Consider the following 20,057-nt stretch of genomic DNA (forward strand, 5'->3'; position numbering starts at 1 on the left):
CCAAATTTGGGCTATAAAAAATCAGTAGATACAAATGCATCGAATTGATAATAAGCGAGTTAGGGTAATGCACTAAATCTGGCGGTGAATAATTCGGGTTAAATGCACTTTTAGCTACAAGGCGGGAAAAATGAAGAAAATGGTCCCTATTTCAAGATTTTCCAATCGAAGCAGATAAATGAGAAGGGAGGGAGCAAGCCTGCCCAAATCTGGGCTATTAATAAATTAGCAAACACAATCTTTTTGAACTGAAAGTAAATCATTTTAATGAACTATGAGGTCTAGCGGTGAATAGTTCGGGATAAGACAAAATCGCCCCTACCCCAAATTATGCATATACCCATTGTATAGAATAACTAAGACTAGCGAGGTATAATCCAGAGTAAAACGGCTTCCAAAAGAATGAGAAGAGTAAAGCATTGCCCACTAACATTAAGTAAAAAAGGACATAAAAAAACCACCCCGAAATGAGGTGGTTTTTGATGAATAATTATGATCAGGGTATCAACCAGTGTTACGGTTAGCACCCGCAATAGCGTTAATGGTCAACAATAAGCTTTCCAGCATATCGTTGGCTTTTTCTTCTTCGCCATCAGCCTTATAACCTCTCCATTCTTCCAATAGAGCGATTTGCTTGTAGTTCAAATCGTTCATGATAGAAGCGCGAAGCTGGTTGGAGTAGAAATGCGCCTTACGACGATCCTGAACCGGCATTTCCAACAAGTCTGCCAAGATCGCCTTGGTTTTCTCGTACTCATTCACAAACTTCTTCAAGAATGCATCACGCACTTTCTCGTCTTTACAAAGACCAGCATAAGCGTTCATCATTTCTTTATCAGCTGCTGCCAATGAGGTATCCACGTTGGTCAATACGTAACGCAAGAAAGGATCTGTAGCAATAGCTTTCTTGAATTTATCGTATTCTTTAGGCTCTTTCTTCTTCAAACCATCCAAAGTAGAACCGATACCGTACCAGGAAGTCATTTGGTAACGCGCCTGTGCCCAGGAGAATACCCATGGAATAGCACGCAAATCATTCAAAGTTTTTGCTCCTGTACGACGAGAAGGACGAGAACCGATTTTAGAGCTCTCAATAACGTCAATAGGAGTGGCAGTACGGAAGTACTCAATGAATCCTTCGCTATGCAACAAACCGGTATAAGGCTTTTTGGAATCTTTCGCCAGGCGAGTCAACAAACCTTCTAATGGATGCGCTTCCTTCTTGCTGAAACGATCCATGATGGTTTTGCTCATGGTAGAAGCCAATAGCAATTCCATATTGAAGGATGCGTTCATCTTGTTCGCATACTTCAATTCAATGGTTTCTCCTTGCTCCGTCAAACGCAAGTGGCCGTCTACAGCCGTGTGCGGCAATGCATCTACAAAGTAATGCGTTGGTCCGGCACCACGAGAGATCGATCCACCTTTACCGTGGAAGAACTCTACCTGTACGCCCAAATCGTTACCTGCAGTAGATAATTTATGTTGCGCTTCGTACACGTTCCACTGAGAAGCCAGGATACCGCCATCCTTATTAGAATCAGAGTACCCTACCATCACCATTTGCAACGGACGATTCGCCTTAGTGATTTTCTGGTGGTAAGCTAAAGTACGCTTAGTAAATTCGTGGCTTAGGAAACCGTTCAAAATTTCCGGTCCTGCCTCCAAATCTTCAATAGTCTCCAACAACGGCACTACCGGTACTTCACATACTACTTCGCCATCCGCATTTTTGCGCGTTAATCCTGCCTCACGAGCCAACACGAACACGGTCAACAAGTCAGATACAGAACGCGTCATCGATACGATGAAAGAACCGATTCCTTTGTGACCATACTTACAGATGTGATCCGCTACTACATGGTAACAATCGATTACTGCACGTGCATGAGGACCTAATTCCGCATTATCAGTTGCAAACGGACGGTTGTTTTTCAATTCCTCATTCAGGAATTTCATACGGCCTTTTTCGTCTGCCTCCAAATAAGACTTTGGATCCATCCCTGCTGCTTCCATCAATTCAGCCAAAGCTTTCTCGTGGAATTCAGAGTTCTGACGAACATCGATACGTGCCAAGTGGAATCCGAAAGTTCCAACCACACGGATCACTTCAAATACTTCCGTGTAGGCAATGGCTTTCGCGCCAAACTCTACCAAAGACTTCTGAAGAATCTCCAAATCCTCCAATAGCTCATCTGCCATGCGGTATGATCCCGGCAACTCATGATACGCTACTGCGTGACCACGACGAAGGTCTACCGGCAATTTCGCCAAACACAAGTTCACATACTGACGGAAAGCTTCTCCTTTATTACGGTTGAAAGCTTCTTCACCAGTAGCTCCCAATTCCATAATCATTTCCTGGATACGCTTACGCAATTCCCAGTTAGCTTTCTCAAAATCCAAAGCAAAAGACAAGTGCTTGATCATCTCCATCAATCGACGACGGATCACGACAAAAGCATGAAGTCTTAATTGCTCCAAAGTATAAGCGGTAACATCAGCAGTTACTAATGGGTGTCCGTCACGGTCACCACCCACCCAGTTACCGAATTTGATCTGAGGCCAAACCTTGTGATCATTCAATAACTCAGCATCAAAACCAGCGTGCTTCCATGCCTGACGCATTCTGCCATCCATTATTGGCAATACTTCAGGGAAGACATTGGTCATATAATATAGAATATTACGAAGCTCGGACTGAACATCAGGCTTCTCACGATAGATCTCTCCCGTTTTCCACAGACGGTAAAGCGCTAACTTAATTTCGTTACGAATCTCCTCCTGCTCCAATTTGGAGAACATTTGGTTTTCGCGCTTCACCAAAAGCAAGTACAATTCACGGTGATGCTCCAATACTGTATGGCGTTTTGCCTCAGTAGGGTGAGCAGTCAATACCGGCTCTACACAAATATCGGACAAATGCTCAATAATGTCCTCTTGTGAGATTTTCGCCTTCTTCAGTTTTTCAAAATTACTTGCCCAAAGACCGTTTACAGCTGACAAGTCTTTATCCTCTACCTGGCGACGGTTTTGTACCGCCCCGTTCACTTCCACCATATTGGTAAGGTGAAATACAATAGAATAAAGCTGCACCTGCTGATCGGTGAACTTTTTACCTTGGTTGGGCTGGATGTCGTTTATCCAAGGAATCTGATTGGCAATCTCAGACTCTCCATTCTCGATCAAGACTTCTTTAAGAGCCTCAAGCAAAAACGCCAAATCACCATATGGCTTGCCAAGCTTTTGCTTGACATCATCTAACACACTAACCGCTTTCATTCGCAGAATTCTGATTAATTTTTGATAATTGACATATCAAATATACAACAATCCCGAACTTATCATCATGATTTAGACAATAGTCTAAATTCCCAAACAATGATGCAGCTGTATGTCACATATCAAAACCAATAAACATGAGCTGGGAACTTGACAAAAATCACTCTACTACTTCCCCTTGTAAACCAGGTATTTAATACGACTAAAACGTTTGAAAAATGAATGGAATAGCCCATAACGGAAATATACACCTTAAAAAGACCGGCTTTAAAAAATTATTTTTTTATGATTCAAATCATGGAAAGAATTTGAGCTCCAACAAAAAAAGTCCAAAATTTAAAAATACTGAAGCAGCATAAATTAACAGAAAGATAATACTGCTATAGTTCGCAATTACAACCATTATAGCTTTGAAAGTGATCGATAAACTTCTTGATCACTTCATCAATAATAAAAGGTTCCTCTTCCGGCTTAACCTGTACATTTCCTATTAATGCGCACAAATACAATTCAAAGACGGTAAAGACCAAAATTTCTGCCTTTTCCTTTAACATTTCTTCCGTTTTGGAACTGTAAACGATGCTTTTCACCTTCGCCTGGGACAGTACTCTTAGCGAAATAATTAAGGCTTCTTCAAGCTCTTCTGAGGGAGTTTCCCTCAAAACCGGATTCACCTGTTCTAAAAATCGATCAACGATGACATGAAAAAGCTCCGCTGATAAGTGCCCTTTTAAAAATTGATTCTGAATGCTTTTCCTAATAGCAATGCAATGCGCTTTAGCCTCCTCTTCGAAAGCCCTTTTCAGTTGCACCTGAAATAATTCCCAGGCCCTTGATAACGCCTGATCTATTATCTGAAACTGCCCCCCTAATTCCTGTTCTTCCCTATTCCCAAAATTTCCCACTGGATGCCTTTACCGTTAATAATCAATTCATATTCAATATTTCAGAAGTTTAGGTAGGCGTAGTTTTCCGTTTTTTTTGAGATTTGCAACAAACAGACCAAAGTCCGAAATCACGCCGCAAAATTACAGAAAAGGAGGTGATTTTCACTTTTATCCTTTACTTTCTTATGAAAAAGAAAATAGATTGCGTTTTAATATGGATTAGAAATCCAGCAAATAGTCATAATCTTAGTTTTCATTTAAATTTTTCACATTGTATCAACGCATTCTAAAAATCACCGTCGGAATTTTCTTGTTCTTTCACACCAGTTTCCATGCCGCCGCCTGGAGCATGCAGGGGCATATGGTGATCGCCAGTATTAGCTGGCAGGCCCTGAATGAAAACAGCCGGGCGAGGCTTTCCATCATCCTGGCAGAACACCCTAATCGCAAAACCTGGGAACAATGGTATCAGAAATATGGCGATGGTATTAATGAGCAAGCTTTTTACCTGATGTGTGCTTCCAAATGGCCGGATGATATCAAGTCCAACTCCTTCCCTTATGAGGGACCCAAAAATGGATTTTGGCATTATACCAATGGCCGGGTGGACTTTGAAGATCAGCATGATGCCTGTTACCGCCCCGCCAAAGGGAAAGATATTTTCAATGGGCTGGAGCATGCGCAAAACCATATGAAAAAAAGTGAATTAGCTGAAAAAGCAATCGCCATTTGTTGGATGTCACACCTTTTGCAAGACCTCCACCAACCTCTACATGCTGCAAGTCTTTATAGCGGACCTTATAAAAATAATAGTTCCGGTGATAAAGGGGGGAATGATTTCTTCATCAAAACGAAAGCAGAAAACAAAACCGCCTATCGGCTACACAGCTATTGGGATCAGCTTCTGGGCAGAAGCCAGAACCAAAAGAAAGCCTGGCAAAAAGGATTGAGCATCTATTCGAAATTCAAAGGGCAAAAGGTAAACACGGAATATTTACCGGGCCAGTGGCAGAAAGAAAGTTTTCAATTGGCTAAAGAGGAAGTTTATCTGAGCGGAAAGCTAAAACCTGCTGCCTCAAAGGAAAAGGCGACTGTTCTGCCAAAGGATTATAGTAAAAATGCCAAGCAAATTGCAGAAGTGCAGGCATATACTGCTGCCATGAGACTGGTTCAATGGATAGAACAATCTCTGGAACCAACCAGCCTTTAATCCGAATTAAGCATAATAAGCCGAGTTATTCCCGCTGTAATCCTCCTTTAGCGGCAAGGAAGGAATAGTTCCCTATTTCGAGTTTTTCCGAGAAAACGCCAAGGAAGACGGAAAAGCAGGATTGCCCAAATTGAGATTATTAAAAATCCCAAAAGCATCTCCATCAAGCCGGAAATATGCGCGTGTTTAAAAGCCAAAATTCGCAGCGAAAATTTGATTATTGCAGAAGCGATACCGGATGATTTTAAAAGCATAGCAATGCTATTGTTGCGCCATTATCCTGAAACGTTTTCAAAAATTCAAATCTGCTGCCGGATAGTGGGCTTTTAAACATGCTTTAAGCCGAATAATTCCCCGCTAGCTTTAGGGTTCACCACAAAGACTTACTTTCAGGTTATTGCAATTGTATTTGCTGAATTTTTGATAGCCCCAATTTAGGTAGGCTTGCTTTCTCCTCATTCATCTGCTTGGTTGGAAAAAACTCGAAATAGGAAAAATTCCCTCATTTTTCCGCCTGGCAGCTGAACGAGGATTTAAGAATGAATAATCCGGGTTAAGACTTTTGGATATACTCATTAGGCCTGACGCTTCATCACCCGGGCTGAATTTCCATTATCTGTTTGCATTTTTCTGCTCAGATAGTGTTTATTACCATGCCACCCAATGGAAATTATAATTTTGATAAGAAATTTAGCCCTTAAATATGCCTTTGAAAAAAGGGGACAAAAGTCCCCCCAAGCATAACCAATAAGGTCAATTGACCTTCCTAAATACTAAAAACCAAAGCAGAACACCTCGGGAACCCCTTCCCGGTATTCTATAGTGTAAATTTAATTAGATTAATTCTAAATAAAAATCAAATGAAGGAAAATCTACGGGAATCTGTTTAAAAGCCACGGTTCAACAAAATTGGAAACCAGGATTATACATAAATTCTTCTTTACAGGCTGTTTAAAAGCCTGAATTCGTAACAAAATTTGATTATGGTAGAAACGATACCCGACTATTTTAGGAGAATAGCAGCGCTAATGTTGAGAAATTACCCAATATCGCTTCCAATAATTCGAATTTGTTGCCGGATGGTGGGTTTCTAAACACGCTCTCCATTCAAAAAAATTGGAAAGCCGGATTATGTATGCTTAAATTCTTTTTTAGCGGCAAGGCGGGAAAAATGAAGGAATAGTCCCCTAATTCATTTTTTCCCAATGAAGCTGATGAATGAGGAGAAAGCAAGCTTGCCCAAATTTTGGCTATTAAAACCCCGATTTTAAATGGGTTGTATGTCATATGCCTTGTGCCAATAAATTCAGCAGTGCATAATTCGGGTTAATAATTGCAGGGGGAAGAAAAAGTGGTCCTGCGCCTCCTTAGAGGTTTGGAATTGCTGTCGCTATTTCGCTTTTCAAGCTCCCTGATCAAAAAAGGCTGCCCCGAATGGAACAGTCTTTTTGATTATGGTGAATCCGCTCCAACAAAGCACAGGAAAATTCCGGCCACCGGGAGAGGGGCTTTTAAAGGTTTTCCTCAAACAACTTAAATATCCGCTTATACTCATCAGTCCAGCTGGCGGCCTCGCGAAAACCATGTGGCTCCACAGGGTAAAGCGCCATCTGCCAGTTTTCTTTGCCCAACTCGATCAGCTTCTGATTCAGACGGACCACATCCTGAAACTGCACATTATCATCCTCCATTCCGTGGAGAATAAGTAAGGGACCCTGCAAACCCTCCGCGAAGTAAATTGGGGAGCTTTTTTTAAAGGCTTGCGGATCTTCCACCGGGGTATTTAGAATATTGGAAGTATAGGCATGGTTATAATGTGCCCAATCGGTTACGGAACGAATAGCCGCTCCGGCAGAGAATAATTCCGGCGCATTGAACATGGCCATCAGTGTCATAAAACCACCATACGATCCTCCATAGATCCCTATCTTATTGGAGGCAATTCCATAATTTTCCATTAAAAACTTCGCGGCATCCTCATGGTCGGTGAGATCTTTCCCGCCCATATGCCGGTAAATGCCCGTCCGCCAATCGCGACCATAACCCGCACTACCACGGTAATCAATATGGTAGACGGTATAGCCCCGATCCACCAAAAAATTATGGAACATATATTCCCGGAAGTAGGTACTCCACCAAAGATGTACATTTTGCAAATATCCGGCGCCATGCACAAAAATCACCGCCTTATCACTACCACCTTCCGGCTGATACATCCGGCCATAAACCTTCTCCCCGTCACGGGCATCAAAAGTCACAATCTCCGGTATACGCCATTCATATTTTTGAAATGCATCTGTGGTGGACTGGGTAACCTGCTGCATTTCCGCCCCCGCTTTATTCTCCATATAATAGACTTCCCAGGGTTTATTAGCGAAAGAATATCTTAAAGCGAGGGATTTTTCATCCGCTGACAAATCGAACTCATAGGCTCCCGGGGCAGTAGTAAGCTGCTGCATTTTCCCGCCTTTCACCGCCAATTTATAAACGTGCTTCTCCATCGGGCTTTTCTTGTTGGACACCAGATAGAAATAATTTTTGGCCTTATCCAGCCGGGCAGACTGAATTTCAAATGCCCCGCTGGTCAAAGCCTTCTTCCGGCCTTTCTTCAAATCATAGGTGTACAGATGAGAGTAACCAGTTTCCTCCGACTGGAACCAGATGCTTTCGGCATTCAAAAAATCCACCGTCCCGGAGTACATATTCCATCCGTTGATATTCGGTCCGCCCACCCAAGCTTCATCATGCTGGCGATCCACCAATTTCAGGGCGGCCGTTTTCATCTCCAACTGCATGATCCACCGGTCTTTGTTATCCAGTGAACGGACATCCACCACCGCATATTTTCCATCCGGAGAAAACACCGGCGGATGCATCACCACTTCCCGCTCTTTTTCATATTCCGCAGTCCATTCTTCGCCCTCCTTCAGATAATCTTTCAGAAATTCCGGCTTTTGTCGGATGCCCGGTATAGCTGCCGTACTAATTTCCATCAGGCTGTCCGCCGCCAAATCGAATACAAAACTTTTGAAAGTATCTCCGGCATCTCCCACTTTCGGGCGGTATTGCCCGTATTCCACATAGCCGGTTGCAGTCACCCACTTGGGCATTTTCGTCTTGGTGCTTTTGCCATGCTGTCTTGTGGTAAAAAATAACTGTTGCCCATCCGGACTCAGACGCATGCGGTAAAGGCTTCCCGCTCCGGTATAAATCTTTGCCGGTTGAAAAGGAAGTTGCGCTTCCCGATAGGCCTTACGGGCGGCCTTGCGATCAGACCAGTCCCTTACAATTTCAAAAGTCTCCAGCTGATCTTCCTTCAGCCATTCCTGCATTGGACTACCCGCTTCTGAAGGCTTATGGCCTGGCTGAAAGTCCGTCAGTTGACGTAAACTCATCGGCTCCAGGGACAATAAATATAGATTCCCATTTTGAACAAAACTCAAACCCGCTTCCACCCAGGCCAATTGGCTCACGGCCGCATTCATCATCATGATGGCCTGCGTTTTTTTACTTTTAGCATCAAATAGATAGAGCCCTCCACGCCAGGAATAGGCCGCAGTGGAATAATCGGCATTCCATATCATCCCGGATTTGGGCAAATCTGCTATTTGATCCGCCTCCACTTTTACCGGAGCATTGGCTCCCGGCTCCCATTTGTACAATTCCTCAAAAGCTTTTCCCTCCGGATTCCAGTAAAAATAAAAATGATCACTATTGCCTGCCCAAAAAGGAGCTTCCGGCAAATGCCCGACATAGTCATGTCCGCCCATAAAATCCTTTATGGCAAGGGACTGCGCCATGGATATGGCCCCATGGGTGATCAAAAATATAATTTGGAGGAAACAAAGAGAAAGGCTACGCATAAATAGTATTTTTATTTTTCAATCCTAAAATTAGGATAAAATTAATAATACCATAGCCATAAACTCAATTAAAGGGTTTCCTCTAATAAAGGACTATTCTTTGAAGCAAAACCAAATGAGATTCAAATACAAAATACTGATATTTTTCCTGCTGTCGATTTTCGCCCTCTGGGGCATCGGCTCGATGATTAAACGACAGATTGATGAAGAAATCAGACAACAACTCAAAAAAATCACCATAGGAGAAAATGCGGCCACCTATAAAATTGAAATTGATGATATACAATTCCACTGGTGGCAGCTCGCCACAGAGGTGCAGCAAATTTCCATTTTCCCCACGGCCACCAGCACCGGCAGCGCCTTGTATGCAAAGATCGATAGGGCCAGAGTAGCCCTTGGCATAGACATCTGGAAAACACTGATCGGCGAAATCCAGTTACACGCCATTCAAATTGATCAACCTCAACTGACCTTTTACCATCAATTGCCGGATCAGAAGCGAAAGGCCATAAGTGCAAACTGGCTAAGTAGTGTGGAAGATAATGTGAAAAGCATTGGCTTGGAAGATTTTTATATGCGGGAAGGAAAAATCAGGATATACAAAATTCAGGAGAATGATACCAGCCTGAGTATTGCCAGTAATTTTGAAATGAACCTGGATGACCTCAATACAGAAATGACGCCCGACGACCTCAAAGTGCAATATCAAAAAGTCGCTCTGGCCTATGATTCCATGTTCTTTCTACTGGATAAGCATCATTATGCGGTATATGTCAAAAAAATGACGATCCAAAGTCAGCAGCCCAACCTCGCAATAGACTCCCTGGTTATTACCTCCACCACGGATTTACAAAGCCGGTCGGCGGAATTAGGACACCAGACAGATCAGCTCGATATCGTCATTCCCAAAATCAGAGGGAAAGGCTTCAACTTTTATAAATTTCTGGAAGAAGAAAATATTCACCTGGATTCCCTGTTTGTAAACGCTCCTCAAATTAAGGTCAGCCGTGATAAAAATTTCCCGGCCAGCACCAGTATAAAACCACTTCCCAATGACCTGCTGCTGGCCTTGCCCTTCCCTTTCCTTATTGGCGCTTTAGAAATTGCGCAAGGAAAGGTGACTTATCTGGAAATGGGAAAAAAACATGATCTCTACGGCAAAATCACCGTGGATCAAATTCAATTATCCGGGAAAAATCTGGCCAATGACAGCAGCACACAGGCGCTGGAACTGTACTGCGAAGCGCTGCTTCAGCATTCGGCGCCCATTAAAACCACTATAAAAATGCCCCTATTCGACCCAAACACCATCATGAGCATGGATACGCAAATCGGTGCTTTTAACCTTTCGGTTTTGAATGATTTCAGCTACCCCACCATGGGCGTCAAAATTGAAAGCGGCAGATCATGGCCCTCCTCCGTACACATGAACCTGAGCAGGACGGAAGGCACCGGGGAAATGTCCTTCTTTTATCAGGATTTTTCCGTGAGTATTGAACAACCCAAAAAGAAAAAGAAAGGAATTTTCAGATCCGCAGCCTCCTGGATTACCAATACCGTAGCCCTCAAAAAGCAAAACCATCCAGTGGAAAAACCACGTATTGCCCAATTGCATTTTGAACGTGACTCTACCAAATCCATTATCAATTTTGCCATAAAAACCGCCCTTTCCGGTGGTGCTGCCACTTTTGTGGGAGTGGGCAAGAAAAAACATACCAAAAAACATTGATCTCCCCGCCGGGCCAATGCTTTTGCTTCCTACGCCTTTCTTACCAAACTGCATATCCTCTGTTAAAACCGCTAAACAAGAATTTAATCCAAATGATTGATGCTTACTGCAAGGCGGGATTATGGAAGGGATTTTCCAGTGAAACAGATGAAGGAAGAGAAAGCAAGCTCATTAAAATTTGGACTATTATAAATCAAAAAAATTAGATTATAAAGATCTAAAAATGAAATAATTATGATTAGTTGATGAATTTAGTGATGCATCATTCGGCTTAAGCCTGGAGCACTGTTCAATACGCAGGACAACCTTATCGAAACAATCAATTTCACAAGGCGCAATTGCCGAAAAAGCCACGGCTTATCCACTTTCGGTTTACTTTTGGGATAATTATTTAGGATATTCGCCCAAAACCAATTTACTACGATGCGAATAGCCTGTATTTTTTTCTTAACCTTTATACTTTCCCTGCCGGGCTTTAGCCAGTCCACCGGGGAAGAAAACTGGTCGGTGGAAGATCCACAACGACCTTTAAAAACCATTGAATACACTACGGACGAAGGTACCTGGATGAGTGTGGATGTCTCTCCTGACGGACAGAGCCTGGTCTTCGACATGATGGGAGACATTTACAAAATGCCCATCAGCGGAGGCAAGGCCGAAGTTTTGAGAAGCGGAATGGCCTGGGAATGCCAACCACGATTTTCTCCGGACGGCAAATACATTTCCTTTACTTCTGACATCGCCGGCGGTGATAATATCTGGCTAATGAAGGCAGACGGAACAGCGGCCCGTCAGGTCACTAAAGAAGATTTCCGATTGATCAACAATGCCAACTGGACCCCGGACGGACAATACCTGGTGGCCAGAAAACACTATACCCATACCCGCTCCCTGGGCGCCGGTGCCATCTGGTTATTCCATATTGGGGGCGGTACGGGCACGGAGCTGGTCCCGGCTAAAAATGAACAGCAGGACATCAACGAACCCATGGTTTCTCCGGACGGCCGTTATGTCTATTATGTAGAAGACATGTACGAAGGGGGTTACTTCCAGTACAATAAGGATCCGAATAAGGTGATCTATGCCATAAAGCGTTTCGATCGCCAAAGCGGGAAGTCAGAAAATGTCATTTACGCCCCCGGCGGAGCCATGCGGCCGCAACTGAACCGCAAAGGAGATCAGCTGGCCTACATCAAGCGGGTGCGCAACAAAACAGTGTTGTATCTTTATGATATGGCCACCGGCATCCATCGCCCCCTGTTTGATGGACTGACCAAAGACCAGTCCGAAGCATGGGCTATTTTCGGCCCTTTCACCGGCTACAACTGGACGCCGGATGACCAGCACATCATCATTTACGGAGAAGGAAAATTACATCAAGTAACCGTGGCAGACGGCAGCAGTACGGTGATCCCTTTTGAGGCGGATGTCAAACATCAGATCGCACCGGCCCTGCGTTTTCAGCATGCGGTAGCACCTGAGGAATTTGAGGTCAAAGCCATCCGGCACCTGACCACCTCCCCGGACGGTAAAAAACGCTATTTCCATGCCGTGGGAAAACTTTATGTGCAAGAAGTGGAAAGCGGCCAGGTAAAGCGCATGTTCAGGGAAGAAAACCGTTTTGAGTACGAACCTCAGATTTCCCCGGACGGCCAAACCATGGTTTTTGTCAGCTGGAATGATCAGGAAAAAGGAAAAATATGGCTGCATGACCTGAAAAAGAAAAAAAGCCGTGCCTTGCCGCTGGCAAAGGGCATTTATCGGGAACCGCATTTCAATCCGGATGGGCAGCTGCTGGTATTCCGTAAAGAAAAAGGCAATGACCAGCAAGGAAATGCTTATGGCACGGAATCGGGAATTTACACGATCCAGACCGATGGTAAAAATCTAAAAAAAGTCACCGATAAAGGGGAATTCCCAAGATTCAATGCCGGGGGAGACCGTATTTTTTATCAGACCGGAGGCTATTTCTTTGGGGCCCTGAAAAAGGCTTATTGGTCCGTTAACCTGAACGGGCAGGAGGAACAAAAGCACTTTACCTCCAAATATACCAACACCTTTGTCCCCAGCCCCGACAATGAATACATTGCATTCAGTGAGTTGTATAAAGTTTACATCGCCCCATTCCCGAAAACCGGCAAGCCTTTCGAGCTTTCAGCAGACACCAAAGCCGTACCGGTCAGACAGGTCGCCAAAGAAGCGGGTTATAATCTACACTGGACTCCTGACGGACAAGGCCTGAAATGGAACCTGGGCAATACCGTTTACGAGACCAGCCTGAAAGACTGTTTCACCTTTGTGGAAGGCGCACCGGACTCCCTGCCAGAACCTGTGAAAAGCGGTAGCAAAATTGATCTGAAAGTGAAATCTGACGCGCCGGAAGGCATCATTGCCCTGACCAACGCCCGCATCATTACAGTGAATCAGGAGAATGAAGTTATTGAAAAGGGCAGCATAGTGGTGGAGAACAATCGCATCAAAGCCATTGGCGCCAATATCGAAATTCCTGCCACAGCCAAAGTTATGGACATGCAGGGCAAAACCATCATGCCCGGCATGGTGGATGCACATGCCCATTTGGGTTCATTCCGACTGGGTCTGAGTGCACAGCAAAACTGGCCTTATTATACCAACCTGGCCTTTGGCGTAACCACAGCGCATGACCCCTCCGCAAACTCGGAAATGATTTTCAACCAGTCGGAAATGCTGCGCGCCGGTGAAATGACAGGCCCAAGGGTATACTCCACCGGTAATATTCTGTATGGGGCAGATGGCGATTTCAAAGCCAAAATCAACAGCCTGGACGATGCCCGTTTTGCCATTCGTAGATCAAAAGCCTGGGGAGCAATTTCTGTAAAAAGCTATAATCAGCCACGACGTGAGCAACGCCAGCAAGTGCTGAAAGCTGCTGCTGAGGAGGAAATTATGGTGGTACCGGAGGGAGGCTCTACCTTCTTCCACAATATGACCATGGTAATGGACGGCCACACCGGCATTGAACACAACATTCCGGTGGCCCCGCTGTATAAGGATGTGATCGATTTCTGGAAACAAACAGCCGTGGGCTATACCCCAACCCTGATTGTGAACTATGGCGGGCTCAATGGAGAATTTTATTGGTATCAGGAAAGTGAAGTCTGGAAGAATGAACACCTGATGCATTTCACCCCGAGAAGCGTAATTGACCCACGGGCCATCCACCGGACCATGGCACCACAGGAAGATTATGATCATGGGTATATCCTTACTTCACAGTCCGCGAAAAAATTACAGGATGCCGGCGTGAAGGTGAATATGGGGGCTCACGGACAAATTCAGGGAATAGGCGCCCACTGGGAAATGTGGATGCTGCAGCAGGGCGGCATGAGCAATATGGAAGCCATCCGCTCCTCCACCCTGCATCCGGCACATTACCTAGGACTGGACGGAGACATCGGCTCCCTGGAAGCCGGCAAGCTGGCTGACCTTATGATTATGGAAGAGAACCCGCTGGAAAATATCCGTAATTCGGAAAGCATCAGCCATGTGATGATTAACGGCCGCCTGTACGATGCCCACAGCATGAATGAAATTGGTTTACGTGAAAAAAGCAGAGCACCGTTTTATTGGGAGACCGAAGGCTATCAGGAAAACTTTCCCTGGCATGAGGAATCCCTCACCCACGGGAATTGCTCCTGCGGACTTTAAGCTGAAATTTTACATCCCGGATTTGACTAAGCTGGCTTGCTCCTCCTTCCTTTGTCTCGCTGGAAAAATACCGAAGCAGGAAAAATCCCTTCATTTTTCCCGCTTTACAACTAAAGGAGGACAAGCATAAAGCATTCGGCTAAAGGGCCTTCAAAACCATTTGCAGCCGGCAGAGCATAGCTTTGCCGGCTGTTTTTACTATAAGTCCGGCTCTTTTCACTTCGCACGGCTTTTTCAAAAAACTACAAATGGGCAAATTTTAGGAATGATCTAATTTCCAATGAAGGTCTTTTTGATTTGAGCGCTTGTTTATGAGTTAAACCGGATTATTCGTGCTTAAATCTTCGTTTAGCTGCCAGGCGGAAAAAATGAAGGAATTTTTCCTATTTCAAGTTTTTTCCAACGAAGCAGATGAATGAAGAGAAAGCAAGCCTACCCAAATTTGGGCTATCAGAAATTCAGCACACCCAATAATAGCTAATTGATAAACAAGTTCTTGTGATGAATTTTAAAACTAGCGGTGAATAATTCGGCTTAACTTACTATCTTTCACAGCATTGACTTTATTGTATAAAATCTTCTACATCAACAGTCGGGCCTTGATCAATGGGCGGATAGACAAAGGTTCCGCTGGCGTCAAGAAGGCATCACAGCGACATTGTAGCAATATTTCACCAGTCTCCTACCTTCTCCAAATGTCACCTTGATGGATTCCGTCAGCAGGTTCTTTGTCCTGCCGACATTGATCTCAGCCTTGATTTTTTTGTTTCCTTTTTTATCAAAAAAAATGAAAAAGAAACGATTGATTATCAAATATAAGGTGTGGAATGGCTGATCTAACCTGATATAAAAAAGCCCTGTTTCACTTCCTTATTTGCATTCGCCAAAAAATTAATAACTTTGACTCCGGTATAATCATCAGCAGCACCTAATATGAAAATCCTTCTCGTCCTTCACTCAGTACTTCCCTGCAAAACCTATGGTGGCACGCAACGGGTAGTCTGGTACCTCGCTAAAGGGTTGGCCACATTGGGACATGAAGTGGGATTGCTGGCCGGCAAAGGAACCCAATGTCCCTTTGCAAAAGTGCATGAGATTAATCCTGAACTGGATTTAGATCGTCAGATTCCGGAGGAATACGATGTGGTGCATTTCAATATCCCCTATGAAATTGACCGTCCACATCTCAATACCTTTCATGGAGACCGAAACAATACAGCCCCTTTCCCTAAAAATACCGTTTTCATTTCTGCCTACCATGCAGGGCAATTCGACTCTGATACTTATGTATATAACGGATTGGACTTCGAAGACTATGGACCAGTATCTTTAAATGAAAAGAAAAACTACTTTCATTTTTTGGGAAAAGCTGCCTGGCGCAAGAAAAATGTGAAAGGCGCCATCTCCCTGATCAACAGCATTCCCGGTGCCCGTTTGAAAGTACTTGGTGGCAGCCGGCTGAATTTTAAAATGGGTTTCCGTCTGACATTAAGCCCCAAAATTCACTTCCACGGCATGGTGGGAGGAGAAGAAAAAAATCAATTGCTGCGCTATTCTAAAGGGCTGGTATTTCCCGTCCGCTGGCATGAGCCTTTTGGTCTGGCCATCACCGAGAGCCTGTATTTTGGTGCCCCGGTATTTGGGACCCCTTACGGTTCCCTGCCTGAACTGGTGAAGGAGGAAGTCGGATTTTTATCCGCAAATCCAATCGAAGTAAAAGCCGCCATTCAAAATGCCGATGCTTATAACCGACAGCTTTGTCATGAGTACGCTCAGGATTGCTTCAACCATATTAGCATGGCCAGAGGCTATCTAAAATTATATGAAAAGGTCCTGGCTGGAGAAAATTTACATGGACATAACCCAAAAAGAGCAAGTATTCTAAAGGAAAAATTCCTACCCTGGGAGTAATATCCATTATTACTTCCCCTCCCGCGCTTTGGGTCTTTTTTCTTTGCAAAAGAAATTGTATTTTAAAATTGAGGAATCATTTCCCCCGATTTTTTTAATATAATTCCTTTTCTATGAAATACTTATCTACCTTTCGCGTATTGCGTGCTGCAATGTGGCAAGTTCACCTTCCCTTTTTGGCCTCTCTGGTGATCTTTCCCGCTATATGCATCTATTTCTTCCTCAACGAACCGCAAACCCCTCAGGTATTTAAATTACTGTTATTACTTATGGCAGTGGGACTTCCTTTTCTCATCCGCTTCCAACTTGTCCTCATGTGGAGGGCCTGGGCGCTGCGCAAAGTAAATGATGTCAATGAATTTTTATATGAACAGGGCCCTAATTGGCAAATTCATGACAATCTCCCCGGTTTAGGCTTTTTAGGTAAAGGCAAACGAGCGTACATCCGTGAAATCCTCCAGTTCAGAAAACGAAATAATCTTTGGCATGTGCCACTCAAGACTCCAAAACTAAAAGAAGAATATCATATCCGATTTTCTATCCGATTCTTTGGCGGCTTTTTTCTATTGGGGGTAGCCTGTAGCCTGATGGCCTGGTGGAACCCCCAGGGTATTTTACAGGATAGCCTGTTACAATTTGTATTCATTTTCATTGGACTAGGCATCATGGCCTGGAGTAGTCCTTACCTGATCGACCGCTCACCTGTGATCACCCTCAGTAAAAAAGGTTTTTACAGTCGAAGGACCGGCTGGATAGATTGGGACCGAATTGACCAGTATCGTGTGATCCATCGTCATAACCGGGAGGACGATCAGCCCGATCAACTGCACTCCAATATGATGAACTCCCTCTTCATTTATTTCAAGGAAGAAGGAGAAATTAAATCCGACCGATTCGGCATCAGCAGACTGAGCATCAGCTACGTCCGAATGGATGAGTATCTGCAGCACTATTCCAACGGGAAAAACCGCTCCCCACTTTACCAACTACCGGCCACCATGCTGATCTGATACCGAAAATATCCTTTTTTTTGGGCCTGCGCTATGCGCACCGGGCTTTCGGCGGTCGCTTTTTCCGGCGGGCAGTAAGGATTTGCCCTGAATGCCTTCCCGCCGGAAAAGAGCTCCACAACCGGCTACGCCTCCGCCTCTATCCCTGGCCCGGGGCACCGTGCATGAAAGAACATGGTATTCAGAGGGGGCAGACCTGCAATCTCTGACTTTCTTTGAAAAATATGATTAACCTATAAAAGGGGCTCCCCAAAAATAAGACAAAGAAAAGCCCTCCCTGCTTTTATTGACCGCAATGGAGGGCTTTTTTTATTATATTTTTTCCTGGAATGCGCCCAAACCACCACCACGGCTCTTCAATCCTAAAATTCAGGATTCAAGGCGGATGATTCATGCTTTTATCCACATTTAACTGCAAGGGAAAAAATGGGTGAATAGTTTCCTATTAAAGTTTTTTCCAAGGTTGCAGATGAAGAAATAAAAAGCAGGCTTTCCCCAATTTGGGCAATTTGAACATCAGCATAACCGATCTTATCGAACTGGAATAAACCCCTTAAGCCGGATTACTCATGCTTTAATCCTCGTTTAGCTGTAAGGCGGAAAAAATAAAGGAATAGTTTCCTATTTCGAGTTTTTTCCAACGAGACAGATGAATGAGGAGAAAGCAAGCTTGCCCAAATTCGGGCTATTATAACCCAAAGAAAACAAACCTTAAGGAGTTGGAAATAAGGTACTTACGACTTACTGGTGAATAATTCGGGTTAAGCGTGGCTTACTAAAACTTGCGAAGCAGTGAATAATTCGGCTTAATCGAGGATTATTTTTCAATCATCAGCCGACTGCTGATCCAAAAAATAATCCCCTACTTCTGAAGTATTTTCATAGAACCGGACATTCATCCGCTCAGAGCGTGTAAAAAAAGCCAAAATTCGCAGCGAAAATTTGATTATTGCGGAAAGAATAGCATCGCTATTGTTGAGAAACTATTCAAAATCGCTTCCAATAATTCTAATTTGCAGTCGGATGATGTCCTTTTAAAAATGCTCTTATTGAGATTTCAATTGCTTGGCCATGGCTGCTCCAATCAGACTTTCTAATGGTGTAGTCCCATTTTTACCGCCATTTCCGCCGATAATCATAGTTTCCGGAAATTTAATTTTGGCCAATTCCGCAGCAACTTTGATGTCTCGATTAAGCTCCATCTGCAGTTTAACTTCCGGCGTAATACCCGCACTTACTTTTTTGGAAATTTCATAAGCCTCCGCATCGGCTGTCACCTTCTGCTTTTGCGCATTCAATTTTTCTGTTTCCAGGGCAATGGCAGCCAATTTTTTATTGGTCTCCTCCTGCTTCAATTTTGTTTCAATAGCAATCAAAGCTTTCACCTGCTCCTTTTCCTGTGTAACCCGCTCGGCAGCCTTATCACGCTCTCCCTGTGCTACAATCCGTTGCTGCTCAGCCTTTGCCGTCTCAATTTTTTGCTGCTCCAGCTGGCGCTTGGCAGATTCATCCCGCTGTGCTTCCAGTCGCTGTTTAAAGGTCGCTTCCAGATCAATTTTATCGACAATCACCTGAGAAACCACGATGTTATTCTCAGACAATTCATGCGGAATACGTTTAGGAATACCATTCTCGAGGATTTTCTCCACATGGTAACTCGTCTGTATTTCTTTTATAGTCCGCTGCTTTTCCGTCATGTCAATATCATTAAAAACGGTATCCCTTACTTCAATTTTATTGACCGCATAAGTACCGTGCTTAAGCTGCTCCTCAAAAGTTTGACGGAAAGATTGTGCCTCCCCGGAAATATAGTTCTGCGCAGCGAACATATAACCCGTATTAATCAATTGCTCTCGCACGGTCGGGATTATCGTATTATTCACCAGATTGCTCATGGTGCGGTACTTAACAGCCAACTGTATAAAGCTCACTTCATCGTTTGGAAGCTGAAATCGCAAAGAAACATGTCCATTTGCCGTAACCTGATCAATAAATCGAACTGGAATAGGCGCCATCTTACCTTCCAATTCCTTTTCGTCGGATTCGGTATCTTTACTGACCACTTTCACATCAATATACTTCTGCCATTTATCAATTTTAGCGAAGCCTCTCCATTTAATCCCTTGTTCCATTACAGCACTCATATGCCCCGTAGGAGAGACCAACAAATAATTAAACCCTCTATCAGCAAAGAAGAAAAGTGACTTAAAAATCATCAATAATACCCCAATACTAAGCAGGGCATAGGCAGGTACAGCCGATATCCCTCTTAACAATAAGGGTAATCGATCACCGGAGTCTAATTTGTGTAGCGCATAGGCTACAATCGCAAAAAAAATGGCTAAAATGCCAAAGAAGGTTGTCATGTGTGATGAAAAATTAATTAATTATAATAACTATATATTAGTGAGCAAATCACATATCTAATCAGTAAACTTGAGCAAAATTAGTTAATTTTTAATCTCATATATAACTATT

The 20,057-nt window shown here is 43.8% G+C and carries 9 protein-coding genes; 5 read left to right on the top strand and 4 right to left on the bottom strand.

Features of this window, described 5'->3' with window-relative positions:
• Positions 1-504 precede the first annotated feature (504 nt).
• Positions 505-3,282 (bottom strand): phosphoenolpyruvate carboxylase, encoded by a 2,778-nt coding sequence (locus tag AAA970_RS18135; protein WP_338238308.1) that lies wholly within the window; start codon positions 3,280-3,282, stop codon positions 505-507.
• A gap of 380 nt (positions 3,283-3,662) precedes the next feature.
• Positions 3,663-4,187, bottom strand: a complete 525-nt coding sequence (locus AAA970_RS18140) for a hypothetical protein (protein WP_338238309.1) — start codon at positions 4,185-4,187, stop codon at positions 3,663-3,665.
• A 253-nt stretch (positions 4,188-4,440) separates the two neighbouring features.
• Between AAA970_RS18140 and AAA970_RS18145 the strand changes: the two genes are divergently transcribed.
• Positions 4,441-5,379 (top strand): S1/P1 nuclease, encoded by a 939-nt coding sequence (locus AAA970_RS18145; RefSeq protein WP_338238310.1) that lies wholly within the window; start codon positions 4,441-4,443, stop codon positions 5,377-5,379.
• Positions 5,380-6,890: 1,511 nt separating this feature from the next.
• Here the strand turns inward: AAA970_RS18145 and AAA970_RS18150 are convergent.
• On the bottom strand, positions 6,891-9,242 hold the full coding sequence (locus AAA970_RS18150; RefSeq protein WP_338238311.1) for a S9 family peptidase: 2,352 nt from the start codon (positions 9,240-9,242) through the stop codon (positions 6,891-6,893).
• Positions 9,243-9,357: 115 nt separating this feature from the next.
• Between AAA970_RS18150 and AAA970_RS18155 the strand changes: the two genes are divergently transcribed.
• From AAA970_RS18155 to AAA970_RS18170, 4 genes are all read left to right on the top strand, one after another.
• Complete coding sequence (locus tag AAA970_RS18155; RefSeq protein WP_338238312.1) at positions 9,358-10,971, top strand: AsmA family protein; 1,614 nt, start codon at positions 9,358-9,360, stop codon at positions 10,969-10,971.
• Between the two features lie 423 nt (positions 10,972-11,394).
• Positions 11,395-14,658 (top strand): amidohydrolase family protein, encoded by a 3,264-nt coding sequence (locus AAA970_RS18160; protein WP_338238313.1) that lies wholly within the window; start codon positions 11,395-11,397, stop codon positions 14,656-14,658.
• 933 nt (positions 14,659-15,591) lie between these two features.
• Positions 15,592-16,569, top strand: a complete 978-nt coding sequence (locus AAA970_RS18165; RefSeq protein ID WP_338238314.1) for a glycosyltransferase — start codon at positions 15,592-15,594, stop codon at positions 16,567-16,569.
• Positions 16,570-16,682: 113 nt separating this feature from the next.
• The gene (locus tag AAA970_RS18170; protein ID WP_338238315.1) at positions 16,683-17,579 is read left to right on the top strand and encodes a hypothetical protein; all 897 of its coding nucleotides are present in this window, start codon (positions 16,683-16,685) and stop codon (positions 17,577-17,579) included.
• Positions 17,580-18,625: 1,046 nt separating this feature from the next.
• On the opposite strand, the gene AAA970_RS18175 is transcribed toward AAA970_RS18170, so the two are convergent.
• A complete protein-coding gene (locus tag AAA970_RS18175; RefSeq protein WP_338238316.1) occupies positions 18,626-19,945 on the bottom strand; it encodes an SPFH domain-containing protein in 1,320 nt (439 codons plus the stop codon).
• Positions 19,946-20,057 lie beyond the last annotated feature (112 nt).

It is taken from the genome of Persicobacter diffluens (genome assembly GCF_036244895.1).
Classification (GTDB): domain Bacteria; phylum Bacteroidota; class Bacteroidia; order Cytophagales; family Cyclobacteriaceae; genus Persicobacter; species Persicobacter diffluens.